Genomic DNA, 15550 nt, shown 5'->3' with positions numbered 1-15550 from the left:
AGGCATCGAGCACGAGGAACCTATGTCACATATCTTGGTTGTAGAAGATGAGGCAATCATCCGCTCGGCACTACGGCGCCTCCTTGAGCGGCACCAGTATCAGGTCAGCGAAGCTGGATCCGTTGCCGACGCAGTTAACCAGTTCGATCTCGGCACCTTCGACCTGGTGATCAGCGACTTGCGCCTACCCGGTGAGCCCGGCACGGAAATGATTCGACGAGCGCCCGACACGCCGGTGCTGATCATGACCAGCTACGCCAGCCTGCGGTCAGCCGTCGACTCGATGAAACTTGGCGCGGTGGATTACATAGCCAAGCCCTTCGACCACGAAGAAATGCTGCAGACCGTTGCCCGAATCATCAAGGACAGCCAGGAACGCCGTAACCCGCCCCAGGTCCAACCTGCGACAGACGCGGAGATTTCCAGCTCCTCCGCTACGCAACAACCTGCAGTCGCCAAGGGCTCGAGCATGGGAATCATTGGCACCAGCCCGCCAATGCAGCTCCTGTTCAAACGTATCGGCAAAGTTGCACCTACCGATTCCACTGTACTCATTCAGGGTGAATCCGGCACCGGCAAGGAACTGGTTGCCAAGGCCCTGCACGAGCACTCGCGACGAGCCAAGGCACCGATGATTTCCGTCAACTGCGCCGCCATTCCGGAAACCCTGATCGAGTCCGAGTTGTTCGGTCACGAGAAAGGCTCCTTTACCGGCGCTACTGCCGGTCGCACGGGTCTGGTTGAAGCTGCCGATGGCGGCACACTGTTCCTCGACGAGATCGGCGAACTACCCCTGGAAGCGCAGGCGCGTCTGCTGCGCGTACTCCAGGAAGGCGAGATACGCAGAGTCGGCTCTGTTCAATCTCACAAGGTAGATGTACGCCTGGTAGCAGCGACGCACCGCGACCTCAAGACACTCGCGCGCCAAGGGCTGTTTCGCGAGGACCTGTATTACCGTCTCAACGTGATTGAACTTCGGCTTCCGCCGCTACGCGAGCGAGGCGAGGACATCATGCTCATAGCCGAAGCGCTGCTCGCACGCGCCGCGAAAAACATAAACCAGAGTGGTCTGCACTTCAGCGCAGAAGCCAAACAGGCCATCAGCCTGCATACCTGGCGCGGCAACGTCCGAGAACTGGAAAATGCAGTCGAGCGCGCGGCCATACTATGCGATGAGGACGAAATCTCTACAGAGCTTCTGGGCATAGAACTGGATATCGAGCACGAGCGCGCGTCCCAGGCAGCGAATGCGCTGCAGACCATGAGCCATGAGCAGAGCGTCAGTAGCGAACCAACCGAAGATCTGTCGCTCGAAGACTATTTCCAGCATTTCGTACTCGAGCATCAGGATCGAATGACCGAAACCGAGCTGGCCAATAAACTGGGCATCAGCCGCAAGTGTCTTTGGGAAAGACGGCAACGACTTGGTATCCCGCGTAAGAAAACCGCCAACTCCTGAGCTACCTCCCAGGTTCTGGCAAGCGCTTTGGCTCAACGCTTTTCGCTTGTCAGACAGAGTGTTACCCGTTAACCGATCCTAAACCGGGCAAGTGTTACCCCCAACCCGCCCCGCCGTAACACTTGTACGGGTTGATAGGTAACGTCACCCGCCTATCAAGCCTTGAACAAAACACCATAAAATCCTAAGCTCTTGTTTTATAAAGGATTGCAAAAGTTGGCACGACGAATGCTTTATATCTGGCACAACAAAAATAAAAACCAAGCAAAACACAATAAAAATAAGATCTGACTACACACACAATAAAAACAAGACGTGAGAGTCGCAGCAAACTGATTTTTTTGGAGAATGTGTACTTGCCGTGCGGACAGGATGTCCGTCTGGATAGAAGAATAAAAGTTGCCTGAGCAACCCGACAATCCAGAGCCAATGATAGGCCTCGTGTTTTGACATAAGCTTCCAAAGCAATCCGTTTGTTTTGGGCAACCCGGGATGGGTAACCACTATAGCGGCGTTGCCGCTTCTGCCTAAAAAGAAAATCGCTGTTATAAAAACAAGAATAATAAAACCATTGGGGGGAGTGCATGCTCCCCTTGAGTTTATCTGCTTACCCCCTCCGTTATGCCCCAATTTCCGCACTTAATTTAATTTCCGAACCATTCAGGCTAGAATGCACCAGTCAAGTCAGGCCAAGCGCTGACCCGAGCCTATCTGCGCGTTCAATACAGCGTAGAGCTCCTCTGTCCGTTACCCCTGACATTCATGCTCACTACAGCCCCATGAAACCGGGTTGAAAAATGCCGGTGGAAAGCCTGAACCTATGATTCGTAAGTTGTTGAAGAAACTGCCAACGCCCTTTGGCCGTCAGGTCCACAGGCGCACAACGCCGTCGGTCATCCCCGCCAGTCAGCACAGCCTGCGGCGAGAACGGCTGAGCAAGAACGCAGTCAATGTCGTCGAACGGCTCCAGCAAGCGGGTTATCAGGCATTTGTTGTCGGCGGCTGTGTCCGCGACTCCCTGCTCAACATGTCCCCGAAGGATTACGATGTAGCCACCAGCGCTACCCCGGAGCAGGTACGAGCCACGTTTCGCAACGCACGACTCATCGGCAGGCGTTTCAAACTGGTGCATGTTCACTTTGGTCGTGAAATCATTGAGGTGGCCACCTTTCGCGCCAACCACGCGGATGACGAAGCAGGCGAACCCCAGAGCGACGACAAGTCCCGCCAAAGCGAGTCCGGCCGTCTGCTGCGTGACAATGTCTACGGGAACTTCGAGCAGGACGCCCAACGTCGCGATTTCACCATCAATGCCCTGTATTACGATGTCAGCACAGGTTATATCCATGATTATGCCAATGGCATGCATGATATACGTAATGGATTGATACGCCTGATTGGCGACCCAGAACAGCGCTACCAGGAAGACCCTGTGCGCATGCTGCGCGCCGTACGCTTCGCCGCCAAACTGGACTTCGAGATCGAACCGCACAGCGCCGCACCGATTCCGGACATGACCGATCTGCTGTTCGATATACCGCCTGCACGTCTGTTCGACGAGTCGCTGAAACTACTGATGAGCGGCCAGGGCGAAAAGACGTTCGACCTGCTGCATTATTACTATCTGTTCGAGCCCCTGTTCCCGGATACCGAAGAAGCAATTGAAGCGAATCCGGATTACAGCCTGGCGCTGATCCGCCAAGCCCTGCGCAATACCGATGATCGCATTCGCGAAGGACGGCCCGTCACTCCGGCGTTTCTTTTCGCTGCCCTGCTGTGGCCAGCGCTCGCGCCACGCATCCAGGCTCTGGAAGCCCAGGGCATCCCGACCATACCGGCCCAGCAGCAGGCAGCCCAGGATCTGCTGACCGAGCAATGCCAGCATATTGCAATCCCCAAGCGGTTCAGCGTGCCCCTGCGCGAGATCTGGGATATGCAGCCTCGCCTCGAACGCCGCAGCGGCCGACGGGCCGACCAACTGCTCGAACATCCTCGCTTCCGTGCTGCCTACGACTTCCTGTTGCTGCGCGAAACAGCGGGCGAACAGACCGACGGCCTCGGTCATTGGTGGACCCTTTATCAGGAAGCCTCACCGGACCAGCGCCGCAAGATGATCAGCGCACTGGATGACAAGGCCGCCAGCCCAAAGCGCCCACGCAACCGCAAGAAGCGCAAACCCAGGACCTCGGCAGACTCATGAGCCTGCGCTGTTACGTCGGCCTTGGCAGCAACCAGGCGGAGCCGGCAAAGCAATTGCAGCTCGCCTGCAAGGCGCTGGACGGTCTACCAGAAACCCGTTTGCTGAGCTGTTCGCAGCTATACCGGAGCAAACCCATGGGCCCCCAGGACCAGCCTGATTATCTCAACGCAGTCGCCCTGATCGAGACCAGCCTCGCACCACTGCTCCTGCTGGACAAGCTGCAGCAAATCGAGCAACAGCAGGGTCGTGAACGCAAAGCCGAGCGCTGGGGCCCCCGCTCACTGGATCTGGACATGCTTCTGTACGCAAATCAGCAGATAGACACTGACCGCCTGCGGGTGCCTCACTACCACATGCATGCCCGCCCTTTTGTGCTTTATCCCTTGGCTGAACTGGAGCCTGACCTGATAATGCCTGACGGCACTCCTTTGCAACACCTCTTGAAAAAATGCCCCCCGCTGGGCATAGAAGCCCTTGCTGATATGCCTGCACAAGGGTAAAAGATGTTTCCCGAAAACAGACACCAAGTTGCGCTCCACCATGCGCCTATGCACCAGGACTATACTGCCGGCTATAACGTCAGGATCCTGAGCAACCAGAGCCCAGGCTGTGACACAATCCAGCCCAAGCCCAAACGCCCGACGCCTCGCCGAGGCCGAACCAATGGAATCAGCCATGCCTAACGTAACCCTGACAACGCTGAGCAAGCTCAAGCAGACTGGTGAGAAGATCACCTGCCTCACTGCCTACGACGCCACCTTCTCGCAACTGGTCAACGAGGCCGGGGTGGAAGTGATCCTGGTTGGTGACTCACTGGGAATGGTATTGCAAGGCAATGACAGCACTCTGCCTGTGACCGTGGCTGACATGGCCTACCACACCCGGGCTGTAAAGCGTGGCAACAGTAGTGCTCTGATCATGGTCGACCTGCCGTTCATGTCCTACCCCAACGTAGACCAGGCGTTGGCCAGCAGTGCTCAACTGATGCAGGCTGGTGCCCATATGGTCAAACTGGAGGGGGCCGGGTGGCTTGCACCCATCATCAAGGCCCTGGTACAAAATGGCGTACCCGTTTGCGCCCACCTGGGCCTGACTCCGCAAGCGGTGAACCTGCTCGGGGGTTACAAGGTACAAGGGCGTCTTGATGAGCAGGCCCAGGTAATACTCGATGACGCCAAGGCGCTGGAAGCTGCCGGCGCGAGTATGTTGCTGCTCGAATGCGTTCCCAGCGTCCTGGCCAACGCTATTACCGAAGCGGTATCGGTACCGGTGATAGGTATTGGTGCCGGCAGTGGTACTGACGGGCAGGTGCTGGTAGTACACGACATGCTCGGCCTGACACGGGGTCACCGTCAGCCGCGTTTCGTCAAGAATTTCATGCTCGACCAGCAGGACGTGCCCGGCGCATTGCGCGCCTACGTCGAAGCAGTCAAGAAAGTCGAATTCCCCGCCGCCGAACACGAGTTTTAACGACGATGAACACCCTGCACACTATCGCTCAGTTACGCGCAGCGCTTAACCGGGCCCGCCAGGATGGCAAGCGTATTGGCCTGGTACCCACCATGGGCAACCTGCATGCGGGCCATGTCACGCTCGTTGCCAAGGCGCGGCAGCGTACCGACTTCGTGGTCGTCAGTATTTTCGTTAATCCTCTGCAATTTGGCGTTGGTGAGGATCTGGACAGCTACCCACGCACCCTGGAAGAGGATCAGCGCAAGCTGTTGGATGCTGGCGCGGATCTGGTGTTTGCTCCCAACGTCAAGGAAATGTATCCGGAGGGTATGGCCGGCCACACCCGCATCAGCGTGCCTGTGGTGTCCGAGGGGCTTTGCGGCGCCAGCCGACCGGGGCATTTCGAGGGGGTTGCCACGGTCGTGTGCAAGCTGCTCAACATTGTCCAGCCCGATCTGGCGGTATTCGGTCAGAAGGATTTTCAGCAACTGGCTGTCATCCGCAAGATGGCCCACGATCTCTGCCTGCCCGTGCAGGTTATGGGTGAACCCACAGTACGCGCCGATGACGGCCTGGCATTGTCATCACGTAACGGCTACCTCAGCGAGGAAGAGCGCAAGATTGCTCCTGTTCTGTTCCAGACCCTGCAGGACACAGCCAAGGCCATCCAGGCAGGAGAGCGGGACTATCCAGCTCTGATCGAGTGCGCGCGCCAGCGTCTCGCAGACGCCGGTCTGCGTGCCGACTACCTTGACCTGCGCGATGCCCTCACCCTTGACCCGGTCAATACCGGCACCCGTGACATGGTGATTCTGGCAGCCGCCTACCTGGGCAAGACACGACTCATCGACAACCTTCTGTTCCAACAGGACTGATCTCTCCACTCTCTTGAAGCCCTTTTTTGCCGCTGAACAGGCCACCGCTACACTCCTTGTGGCGACCTCGTATCAGACCAAAGAAGGGTTGAATTGCCTGCGGTAATGGCCGACGCTTAAAGCAAGAATGCTTCCGGCTGTGCCGCAGAAAATAACAAGAGGACCCGAGTCATGTACAAGATTGAAAACCATAAGGTATCCGACGCCGCCCGCTCGAATACACACGTCGATGAAGCCGGTTACAACCGGATGTACAAGCAGTCGATCGAGCAACCGGACCAGTTTTGGGCAGAGCAGGCTGAGCGCTTTCTGACCTGGGACAAGCCCTGGAGCAAGGTGCACGAAAGCGACATGACAAAGGGCGAAGCCGCCTGGTTTATCGACGGCAAACTCAATGTCAGCACCAATTGCATTGACCGCCACCTGGCCACCCGTGGCGACCAGACAGCCATCATCTGGGAAGGCGACGACCCGTCCGAGTCGCTGAATATCACCTACCGCCAGCTGCACGAACACGTTTCCCGACTGGCAAACGTACTGCGCGCCCGTGGCGTCAAAAAGGGCGAGCGCGTCTGCCTGTACATGCCAATGATCCCCGAGGCGGCCTATGCCATGCTCGCTTGCGCACGTATCGGCGCGGTGCATTCCGTGGTATTCGGCGGCTTCTCCCCGGATGCCGTGCGTGATCGTATCAACGATTCCGACTGCCAGGCTGTGATCACCGCTGATCAGGGCGTGCGCGGAGGCAAGAATGTGCCACTCAAGCAGAACGTCGACAAGGCGTTGAAGGAATGCCCTGGCGTACACACCGTGGTGACTGTCAAACGCACCGGTGGCGACATTGGCTGGAACGAGAACCGCGACATCTGGTACCACGAGGCCTGCGCCGCGGTCAGTGCCGAATGCGAACCCGAGCCGATGGACAGTGAAGACCCGCTATTCATCCTCTACACCTCAGGCTCTACCGGCAAGCCCAAGGGCGTATTGCACACTACCGGTGGCTATCTGCTAGGCTCGGCGATGACCCACCACTACGTGTTCGATTACCACGAGGGCGAAGTTTACTGGTGCACCGCGGATGTGGGCTGGATCACCGGCCACTCCTATATCGTTTATGGCCCCCTGTGCAACGGCGCCACTACCTTGATGTTCGAGGGCGTGCCGACCTACCCGGATGCCTCACGCTGCTGGCAGATCGTCGACAAGCACAAGGTCAACATCTTCTATACCGCGCCCACCGCTATTCGTGCACTGATGGCTCAGGGCAACGAGCTGGTTACCGGCACATCCCGTGAAAGCCTGCGCCTGCTGGGCAGTGTCGGCGAGCCGATCAACCCCGAGGCTTGGGAATGGTACTACCACGTAGTTGGCGAAATGCGCTGCCCGATTGTGGACACCTGGTGGCAGACCGAAACCGGCGCGATCATGATTACCCCCCTGCCGGGTGCCACTGATCTCAAGCCCGGTTCGGCCACACGTCCCTTCTTCGGTGTAGAGCCAGCCCTGTATGACCCCGAGGGCAACGAGCTGGAGGGTGCTGCCAGCGGTAACCTGGTAATCAAGCGGTCATGGCCGAGCCAGATTCGCACCGTCTACGGCGATCATCAGCGCCTGGTCGATACCTATTTCAGCGCCTACAAGGGTGTGTATTTCACCGGTGACGGCGCCCGACGCGACGAGGACGGTTATTACTGGATTACCGGCCGCGTGGACGACGTTCTCAACGTATCCGGTCACCGCATCGGCACCGCCGAAGTGGAAAGTGCCCTGGTACTGCATGACTCGGTAGCTGAAGCGGCCGTGGTCGGCTGCCCCCATGACATCAAGGGCCAGTGCATCTATGCCTATGTGATGCCCATGCGTGGAATAACGCCGAGCGACGAGCTGGTCAAGGAACTCAAGGCGTTCGTTGCCGAGCAGGTGGGCTCCTTCGCCAAGCCCGATTTCATCCAGTGGACGCCCGGGCTGCCGAAAACGCGCTCAGGCAAGATCATGCGCCGCATTCTGCGCAAGATTGCCTGTGATGAGCTCGAGACCCTGGGCGACACTTCGACACTTGCTGATCCAGCGGTCGTCGAGGAACTGATCGAGCATCGACTGAATCGCGCATGAGACACATCTTGTCCTGACCTGGCGGGCCCTCTATGCTTGTGCCCTTTAAAGCATTCGCATAGAGGAATCGCCCATGCAAGATGTCGTAATTGTCGCCGCAACCCGCACTGCCATCGGCAGCTTTGGCGGTCAGTTTGCCAATATCCCCGCCCATGAACTGGGGGCGACGGTCATTCGCGCCTTGCTGGAAAAAACCGCTATCGATCCTGCGATAGTCGATGAAGTCATTCTCGGCCAGGTACTCACCGCCGGCTGTGGCCAGAATCCGGCCCGCCAGGCAGCCATTCACGGCGGCCTGCCCTTCAGCGTTCCCGCTCTCAATCTGAACAAGGTCTGTGGCTCCGGTCTCAAGGCGCTGCATCTGGGCGCCCAGGCAATCCGCTGCGGGGATGCAGATGTGATCATCGCCGGTGGCCAGGAATCCATGAGCCTGTCGCCCCATCTGATGCCCGGCTCCCGAACCGGTTTGCGCATGGGTCACGGCAAGCTCATCGACAGCATGATCCATGATGGTCTATGGGACGCTTTCAACGATTACCACATGGGTATCACTGCCGAGAATCTGGTCAACAAGTATCAGATCAGTCGTGAAGAACAGGATGCCTTTGCCGCCGCCTCGCAGCAGAAAGCGGTCGCCGCTCAGGAAGCCGGCCATTTCGATGCCGAGATCACGCCCGTCAGCGTTCCCCAGCGCAAAGGCGAGCCGCTGCAGATAGTGCGCGACGAGAATCCCCGCGCCGGCACCACTGCCGAGTCACTGGGTAAGCTGCGTCCGGCTTTCCAGAAAGATGGCAGTGTCACTGCTGGCAACGCCTCCGGCCTGAACGACGGCGCCGCCGCGGTAATGCTTATGAGCGCAACCAAGGCCAAGGAACTGGGTTTGCCAGTATTGGCGCGCATTGCCGCCTACGCCAACGCCGGGGTGGATCCGGCCATCATGGGGATTGGCCCGGTTTCAGCTACCCAGCGCTGCTTGCAGAAAGCTGACTGGCAGATTGCCGACCTTGACCTGATCGAAGCCAACGAGGCCTTTGCTGCGCAAGCGCTGGCGGTCGGCCGTGAACTCAAGTGGAACGCCGACAAGGTCAACGTCAATGGCGGTGCGATTGCGCTGGGCCATCCGATTGGGGCCTCCGGATGCCGGGTGCTGGTTACCCTGCTGCATGAGATGATGCGGCGCGATGCCAAGAAGGGTCTGGCTACATTGTGTATCGGTGGTGGTCAGGGTGTAGCCCTGGCGCTGCAGCGCGACTGAATGTCCGGCGCTGCTGGCTAGAGCCTGTCGCCCTTGAAACGTGGCGGGAACAGCCAGCAGCAGGCCAGCACCAACGCGCCAAACAGACTGTAAACCAGAATGAAAACCCAGGCCGGCAGGTCAAAATACAACACCGACTGAAGCCAGTATTGGATGAAACTGCCGGCGTAGGTAATCTCTCCTCCCTGTTCACGCAACCACATTTCAAGCGTGGTCAGTGGACAAACTATCCCCAACCAGGCCTCAGCGACCACGATTGCAATAGTCGCCAGATGTGCCAAACGGAACCACAGGTTGTTAACCCAGCGCCAACCGCGCAGGTTCCCACCAATAATGATCACCAGGCCCAGCACAACGAATGCAACCAGTCCAATATGGATAGCCAACACCAGATTGGCCAGGGTCTGGTAGGGAAATGACTCAGTCAAGGATCGCTCCACTCAGAGAGGCTCACTCTTCTCTCTTTCTGGCTGCCATGGCCAACGCCCGGTCAGTTCCACGTCCAGGGTAAAACTCAGGAACGTGCGCACCATAACAATCAGCGCCAAGGTGCCGACTGACTCGAAGGTAAGATCCACCGTCACGGTCATGATAATGTCCGCGGCCACGAGAAATTCAAGACCTAATAGAATGCCTCGCCCCAGCCTCTGTCGTACCTCCTGGAACACACCTCTGGCATCGTATTGCTTGGCTATGTGATAGCCGGCAACCGCGATGGAATACACAGCGGTCAGGGTAATGATTCCAATCCCCAGAAGCTCAATAATGGAAACAGCCCATTGGGCGACCAGGATAACGCTGTCATGCATAAAACCTCCGTGCCCCGCGGGTATTGAATCTGCCCGTAATCCATAACACGAATGTCGGCGGCAGTCATTCAATCCGGCAGTGCAACCATGCCAGGCAGGTTCCAGCGACCTGGGTAGATCTTGAATCAACCAGATACCCTGGGTTGGTTACCAGAATGTACTTCACGTGCGCATCAGCGACTCCTGAGGCGAATCAAACCCGTAAAAAGCCGGCCCTGGCGTTGGGACCAGAGCCAGCCACCTACCTGAATGCTGACTGATCCTGGCGGGAAAAGTTTCAAGCACGGTTCGCTGGGGGCCTATCACTTCTTGTTGCCTCCCAGGAACTTGCTAGCCTTTGGGTAGCCACACTTACAAGAACAGTCCTCCGGATTGGTTAACCTAAAAGGAAAGTTCAATGGCAACTCGCGATCAGACCGCCGCCGCGGAGCCGGTTTATATTATCGACGGTGCTCGCACGCCGTTTCTCAAGGCACGCGGCAGGCCCGGACCTTTCACCCCTGTGGATCTCGCAGTGCAATGCGGCCGACCCCTATTGTTGCGCCAATCCTTCGCGCCGGACGCCTTTGATCAGGTGATCCTGGGCTGCGTCAACGTGATTTCCGAGGAAATGAATCCAGCGCGAGTGGCGGCCCTGCGTCTTGGCCTGGGCGAGGACATGCCAGCGTTCACCGTACAGATCAACTGCGGCTCGGGTATGCAGTCCATCGACACCGCTGCCAGATACATCCGTGAGGGCAGTTCAGATCTGATTCTGGCGGGCGGCGCCGAGGCCTTGAGCCATTCACCTTTGCTGTTACGGCAGGATGCCGTGGAATGGCTAAGTGACCTGCAGCAGGCCAAGAGTGTGGCCGCAAAGATGCAGGCAGCCAGCCAGTTCCAACCAGGCATGTTGAAACCTGTCATCGGCATCGAACGGGGCCTGACCGACCCCATCGTCGAGCTAAATATGGGCCAGACCGCCGAGGTGGTCGCGCACCTGTTTGGTATCACGCGCCAGCAGGCGGACGAATATGCACTGGAAAGTCACCAGCGTTTGGCCCACGCCCAGGATGAAGGCTGGCTGGATGACGAAGTAGTACCTGCCATGTCCAATGACGGGGAGTTCTATCGTGCCGATGACGGGGTGCGCGCGGACAATAGCCTGGGCGCACTGGCGAAACTCAAACCCGTCTTCGAGCCACCCCATGGCCAGGTGACTGCAGGCAACAGCTCCCAGATCACCGATGGTGCTTGCTGGGTCATTCTTGCCTCCGAAAAGGCAGTGAAAGAGCACGGACTCAAGCCTATAGCCAAAATCGTCGACAGCCAGTGGTCTGCCCTGGATCCGAAAATCATGGGCCTGGGGCCCGTACTGGCTGTCACCGAGATGCTCAAGCGCAGCGGTCAGACCAGGGATGATATCGATCTCTGGGAGATCAACGAAGCCTTCGCGGCGCAAGTGCTGGGGTGCCTGGCAGCGTGGGAAGATCCCGAATTCTGCCGCAGCGTATTGGGGCTGGATCAACCCTTCGGCCCGATAGACCGGGAGCGGCTGAACGTCGACGGCGGCGCGATAAGCCTCGGCCACCCGGTAGGTACCAGCGGCAACCGTATCGTTCTTCACCTGGTCAATGCCATGCGCCGCAAGGGGCTCAAACGGGGTATTGCCACCGAATGTATCGGCGGCGGTCAGGCCGGGGCCATGTTGATTGAAATGCTACAGGAGACAAGCTGATGACAGGCAAGGTCTATCCCGCGCTGGCTCAGCGTGATCGAGAGTTGGGTCCTTTCAACGCGGCACCGCTGACGTCGGATGGCGAGCGGCAACATTGGCATTTCAAACGCGATGATCACAACGTCGCCTGGCTCCTGATGGACAAGGCGGATTCCAGCGCAAACGTACTGTCCGAAGAGCTGCTGCGCGAGCTCGACGGGATACTGGATAAGCTCGCAAGCGACAGACCCGCGGCCCTGGTGATTCGCTCCGCCAAGGCCAGCGGCTTCTGCATGGGGGCCGATATTTCCCAGTTTCGCCATCTCGCCAGTCAGGATGAGGCGGTAGCGAAACTGAACGAGGCCCACCGCGTAGTGCAGAAACTCGCCGACCTGCCGTGCCCGACGATAGCTGTTATTCACGGAGCGGCGCTGGGGGGCGGCCTGGAGCTAGCGCTATGTTGCGATTATCGGCTGGCGGTGCCCGGGGCGAAGTTCGGCACACCGGAAATTCAACTGGGTCTGCATCCCGGTCTTGGCGCCACCGTGCGCCTGCCCGCACTGATCCCGCCGATTGATGCCATGACCATGATGCTTACCGGCAAGACGGTACATGATCGCAAAGCCAAGTCGCTCGGGCTGGTAGACCAGTTGGTGGAGGAGCGTCACGTAGCCGCGGCGGTCACTGCCGCGGTGCAGGGCGAGATTGACCCATCCGAGCAGAAGGCCTGGAACAGCAAACCCTTCGAACACGCTATACCTCGCCAGTTGGCGGGCAAGCGAATGCGCTCCCAGGCGGCCAGCAAGGCGCCCCCTGAGCATTATCCCGCGCCAGAAGCGTTGATCGAACTGTGGGAAGAGCACGCAGACAATCCGGAAAAGATGCTGCACAAGGAAGTCGAATCCTTCGCCCGGCTGCTGCAGACCCCCACCTCGCAGAACCTGGTAAGGGTGTTTTTTCTGCGTGAAAAACTCAAAGCCCAGAGCAAGGCGGGCCTTGAGGAAGATCGGGATCTGCCCGAGCTGCGCCACATCCATGTGATTGGCGCCGGCGAGATGGGCGGCGACATCGCCGCCTGGTGTGCCCTGCAGGGTCTGCGCGTCACCCTGTTTGACATGAAACCCGAGGTGATTGCCAAAGCCGTAGGCAAGGCAGCCAAACTCTGCGATAGCAAACACCTCTCCCCCGCACGTACCCGGGATGTGCTCGACCGGCTGATCCCTGATCTGGCCAATCACGGTATCCGCCATGCGGACCTGGTGCTCGAAGCGGTGCCAGAGGATCTGGAGATCAAGCGCAAGGTCTACGCCGAAGTTGAGCCCCAGCTCAAGCCCGGCGCCATTCTCGCGACCAACACGTCGAGCATTCAGCTTGAGCAACTGCGTGAAAACCTGCAGAAGCCAGAGCGTCTGGTCGGGATTCACTTTTTCAACCCGGTAGCCAGCATGCAACTGGTCGAAGTCGTCGCCCATGACCAGGTCAGCGAGAGTACCTTGGCCCAGGCGCGACATTTCGTCGGCCGCATAGACCGGTTGCCGGCACCGGTCGCCAGCGCGCCAGGGTTTCTGGTCAACCGCGCACTGACGCCCTATCTGGTGGAGACCATCTGCCTGCTGGATGAGGGTGTCGACGCAGAGGCCATCGATCAGGTAGCCCTGGATTTCGGTATGCCGATGGGCCCGGTCGAACTGGCAGACCAGGTAGGCCTGGATATCTGCCTGGATGTGGCAGCCATGTTGCGCGAGCGACTGGACACCGAGCAACCAGCCACGCCCGACTGGTTCTCTCGCAAAGTCGAAAAAGGCGATCTGGGACGCAAAACCGGCAAGGGGTTATACAACTGGGAGGACGGCAAACCGCAGAAGCGCGATACATTCGATCCCGCGCCTGAAGACACCCTGGATCGGCTGATCCTGCCGATGCTCAATGCCTGCCAGGCGTGCCTTCGGGAGAAGGTGATAGAGAACGAAGACCTGCTGGATGGCGCGATGATATTCGCCACCGGTTTTGCGCCTTTCCGCGGCGGTCCGATGCACTACGCCCGTGACCGCGGCACCGAGGACATTGCTGCTCGCCTCCGCCATTTGCAGGACAAGCATGGCCAGCGTTTCCAGCCGGACCCGGGCTGGGACCAGCAGGAAACCGCGAGCGCCTAGGGCGCCACCTGTGAGGAGACCGCATCGCGCGCGGCGATGGCCTGCGCGGTGTGTTCCTGCCGGGCCCGGTCAATACCGTAAAAGAAATACGCGCAGACCGAGGCGAAGCCGAACAAACAGGCTGAAAGATTCAGCAACGCCAGCCGCGTGACCTCTGCCAGCGTCACCTGACTGGGCTCGGCCTGCACTGGAAAGGCGATCAGGTCCAGACCCACGCCAGCGACCAGATAGCCCACCGCAGCTGCCAGCTTGCCGGTAAAGGCCACGGCGCTGAACAGGAACCCTTCCTGGCTGCGGCCGGTGCGGAACTGATGCTCCTGCGTCACATCGGCCATCATCGAGGCACCCGAAATCATTGCCAGCCCCGCCGCCACTCCTGAAATAAACAGCACGCAGAAGATCAATGGGACAAAGAGTGCGCTGCCCTGCTCTGGAAAAATCCCAGCCAGACGGGAGACGACCGCAATATTGCCCGCTATCGGCCCGATCAGCGCCGCCACAATGATGGTGCGCTTCTTGTCGAACCGTTTATGCAAAGGCGCCGCGAGCATGATGCCGACCGGCCAGCCAACCAGCAAACCCACTGCAAGAAACGCGATAGACGAGCTCGACAACTGCCAGAAGTAGACGTTGAGATGCATGTTCAACGTCTGCACGATACCGATCGAGATCGCCACCAGCATGGTGCCCAGAAATAACGAGCGAAACGAGGTATTGCCCCAGGCTGCGGCAAGATCCTCGCGGACGGGCGCCCGAGCCAGGCTTTCCGAGGCCTGTGGTAACAAAGCGATGCGGTCTCGGGTGCCCCAGGCCGAGAGCAGGATGGCCAGCGCCATGATGATCGCCCCGGCAAGAGCCACTTTCGGATAACCCGCCGGATTCAGCAGACCGTTCTCGAATTCAGCGCTGTCGGGAAAAAACAGCGATAGCCCCACCACTGCCACCAGCGCTGCCGCCATCACTCCGCAGACGCCCCGCCAGGCCGCTACAGAGGTGCGTTCCTGGTAGTCCCTGGTCAACTCCGCGCCCAATGCCAGGTAGGGAACGTAATAGAGCGTCATGGTGCCGCGTACCAGAATTGCAAAGCCGGCCAGCCACAGGAATAGCCCGGTTTGCGACAGTGACTGGGGAGGCATGAATAACGCGAACCAGGCAACCGCCAGAGGCAAAGCCGCGACAACCATAAAAGGATGCCTGCGCCCATGGCGCGAGCGCCAGTGATCCGAGACGTAGCCGGCCAGAGGGTCCGTTACGGCATCGAAGATCAGGGCAATCATGACCGCTACACCCGCGAGCGTCCCGGACAGCCCCAGCACCTGAGTAAAGTAGAAAAACAGGAATATATCGAAGCCGGTGCCCTTGATGGTCTCGGCGACCTGACCTATCCCATAGGCGAACTTGGTTCTGGCTAGCAGAACAGTATGAGGGTGCATAGATTTCTTCTTGTTATTGGATGTCGATCTGCCATACCGCCCATTCGGGTGGTGCCAGCCAGTCTTTCTTTGTGCTCAACTGCCCTTCGGCTGCCAAGGATCA

At 58.8% G+C, this 15550-nt stretch carries 11 protein-coding genes and 2 pseudogenes; 10 read left to right on the top strand and 3 right to left on the bottom strand.

Translation table 11 applies throughout. The features are described 5' to 3' along the window. Positions 1–22: 22 nt before the first annotated feature. The 8 genes and pseudogenes from IEV54_RS17530 to IEV54_RS14300 form a co-directional block, all read left to right on the top strand. Positions 23–289 (top strand): annotated as a pseudogene (locus IEV54_RS17530) (response regulator); the annotation flags it as partial. A gap of 180 nt (positions 290–469) precedes the next feature. Continuing rightward, positions 470–1459, top strand: a pseudogene (locus IEV54_RS14330) (sigma-54 interaction domain-containing protein); the annotation flags it as partial. A gap of 820 nt (positions 1460–2279) precedes the next feature. Next, positions 2280–3659, top strand: coding sequence for a polynucleotide adenylyltransferase PcnB (locus IEV54_RS14325; protein ID WP_150278725.1), 1380 nt, complete (start codon positions 2280–2282; stop codon positions 3657–3659). After that, positions 3656–4159 (top strand): 2-amino-4-hydroxy-6-hydroxymethyldihydropteridine diphosphokinase, encoded by a 504-nt coding sequence (folK, locus tag IEV54_RS14320; RefSeq protein WP_150278726.1) that lies wholly within the window; start codon positions 3656–3658, stop codon positions 4157–4159. The genes IEV54_RS14325 and folK overlap by 4 nt, the downstream gene beginning before the upstream one ends. Positions 4160–4334: 175 nt before the next feature. After that, positions 4335–5129: a 3-methyl-2-oxobutanoate hydroxymethyltransferase gene (gene panB / locus IEV54_RS14315; RefSeq protein WP_150278727.1), complete on the top strand. Its 795-nt coding sequence runs from the start codon at positions 4335–4337 to the stop codon at positions 5127–5129. A gap of 5 nt (positions 5130–5134) precedes the next feature. Next, the gene (gene panC / locus IEV54_RS14310; protein WP_150278728.1) at positions 5135–5986 is read left to right on the top strand and encodes a pantoate--beta-alanine ligase; all 852 of its coding nucleotides are present in this window, start codon (positions 5135–5137) and stop codon (positions 5984–5986) included. A gap of 171 nt (positions 5987–6157) precedes the next feature. Next, positions 6158–8098, top strand: a complete 1941-nt coding sequence (gene acs, locus IEV54_RS14305) for an acetate--CoA ligase (protein ID WP_150278729.1) — start codon at positions 6158–6160, stop codon at positions 8096–8098. A 73-nt stretch (positions 8099–8171) separates the two neighbouring features. Further along, complete coding sequence (locus IEV54_RS14300) at positions 8172–9353, top strand: acetyl-CoA C-acetyltransferase (protein WP_150278730.1); 1182 nt, start codon at positions 8172–8174, stop codon at positions 9351–9353. A gap of 17 nt (positions 9354–9370) precedes the next feature. Here IEV54_RS14300 and IEV54_RS14295 read toward each other — a convergent pair whose 3' ends face one another. Next, a complete protein-coding gene (locus tag IEV54_RS14295) occupies positions 9371–9781 on the bottom strand; it encodes a DUF2784 domain-containing protein (protein ID WP_150278731.1) in 411 nt (136 codons plus the stop codon). A gap of 12 nt (positions 9782–9793) precedes the next feature. Beyond that, positions 9794–10162: a DUF1622 domain-containing protein gene (locus IEV54_RS14290; protein WP_150278732.1), complete on the bottom strand. Its 369-nt coding sequence runs from the start codon at positions 10160–10162 to the stop codon at positions 9794–9796. Between the two features lie 397 nt (positions 10163–10559). Here IEV54_RS14290 and IEV54_RS14285 point away from each other — a divergent pair, with 397 nt between their 5' ends. Both IEV54_RS14285 and IEV54_RS14280 read left to right on the top strand, forming a co-directional pair. Beyond that, a complete protein-coding gene (locus IEV54_RS14285; protein WP_150278733.1) occupies positions 10560–11879 on the top strand; it encodes an acetyl-CoA C-acetyltransferase in 1320 nt (439 codons plus the stop codon). Next, complete coding sequence (locus IEV54_RS14280; RefSeq protein WP_150278734.1) at positions 11879–14014, top strand: 3-hydroxyacyl-CoA dehydrogenase NAD-binding domain-containing protein; 2136 nt, start codon at positions 11879–11881, stop codon at positions 14012–14014. The genes IEV54_RS14285 and IEV54_RS14280 overlap by 1 nt, the downstream gene beginning before the upstream one ends. Here IEV54_RS14280 and IEV54_RS14275 read toward each other — a convergent pair. Beyond that, positions 14011–15447, bottom strand: a complete 1437-nt coding sequence (locus IEV54_RS14275; RefSeq protein WP_150278735.1) for an MFS transporter — start codon at positions 15445–15447, stop codon at positions 14011–14013. The two genes, IEV54_RS14280 and IEV54_RS14275, sit on opposite strands and share 4 nt — an antisense overlap. Between the last annotated feature and the right edge of the window lie 103 nt (positions 15448–15550).

The organism is Halopseudomonas salina (assembly GCF_014637955.1).
Classification (GTDB): domain Bacteria; phylum Pseudomonadota; class Gammaproteobacteria; order Pseudomonadales; family Pseudomonadaceae; genus Halopseudomonas; species Halopseudomonas salina.
This window is presented reverse-complemented; position numbering and strand designations above follow the sequence as displayed.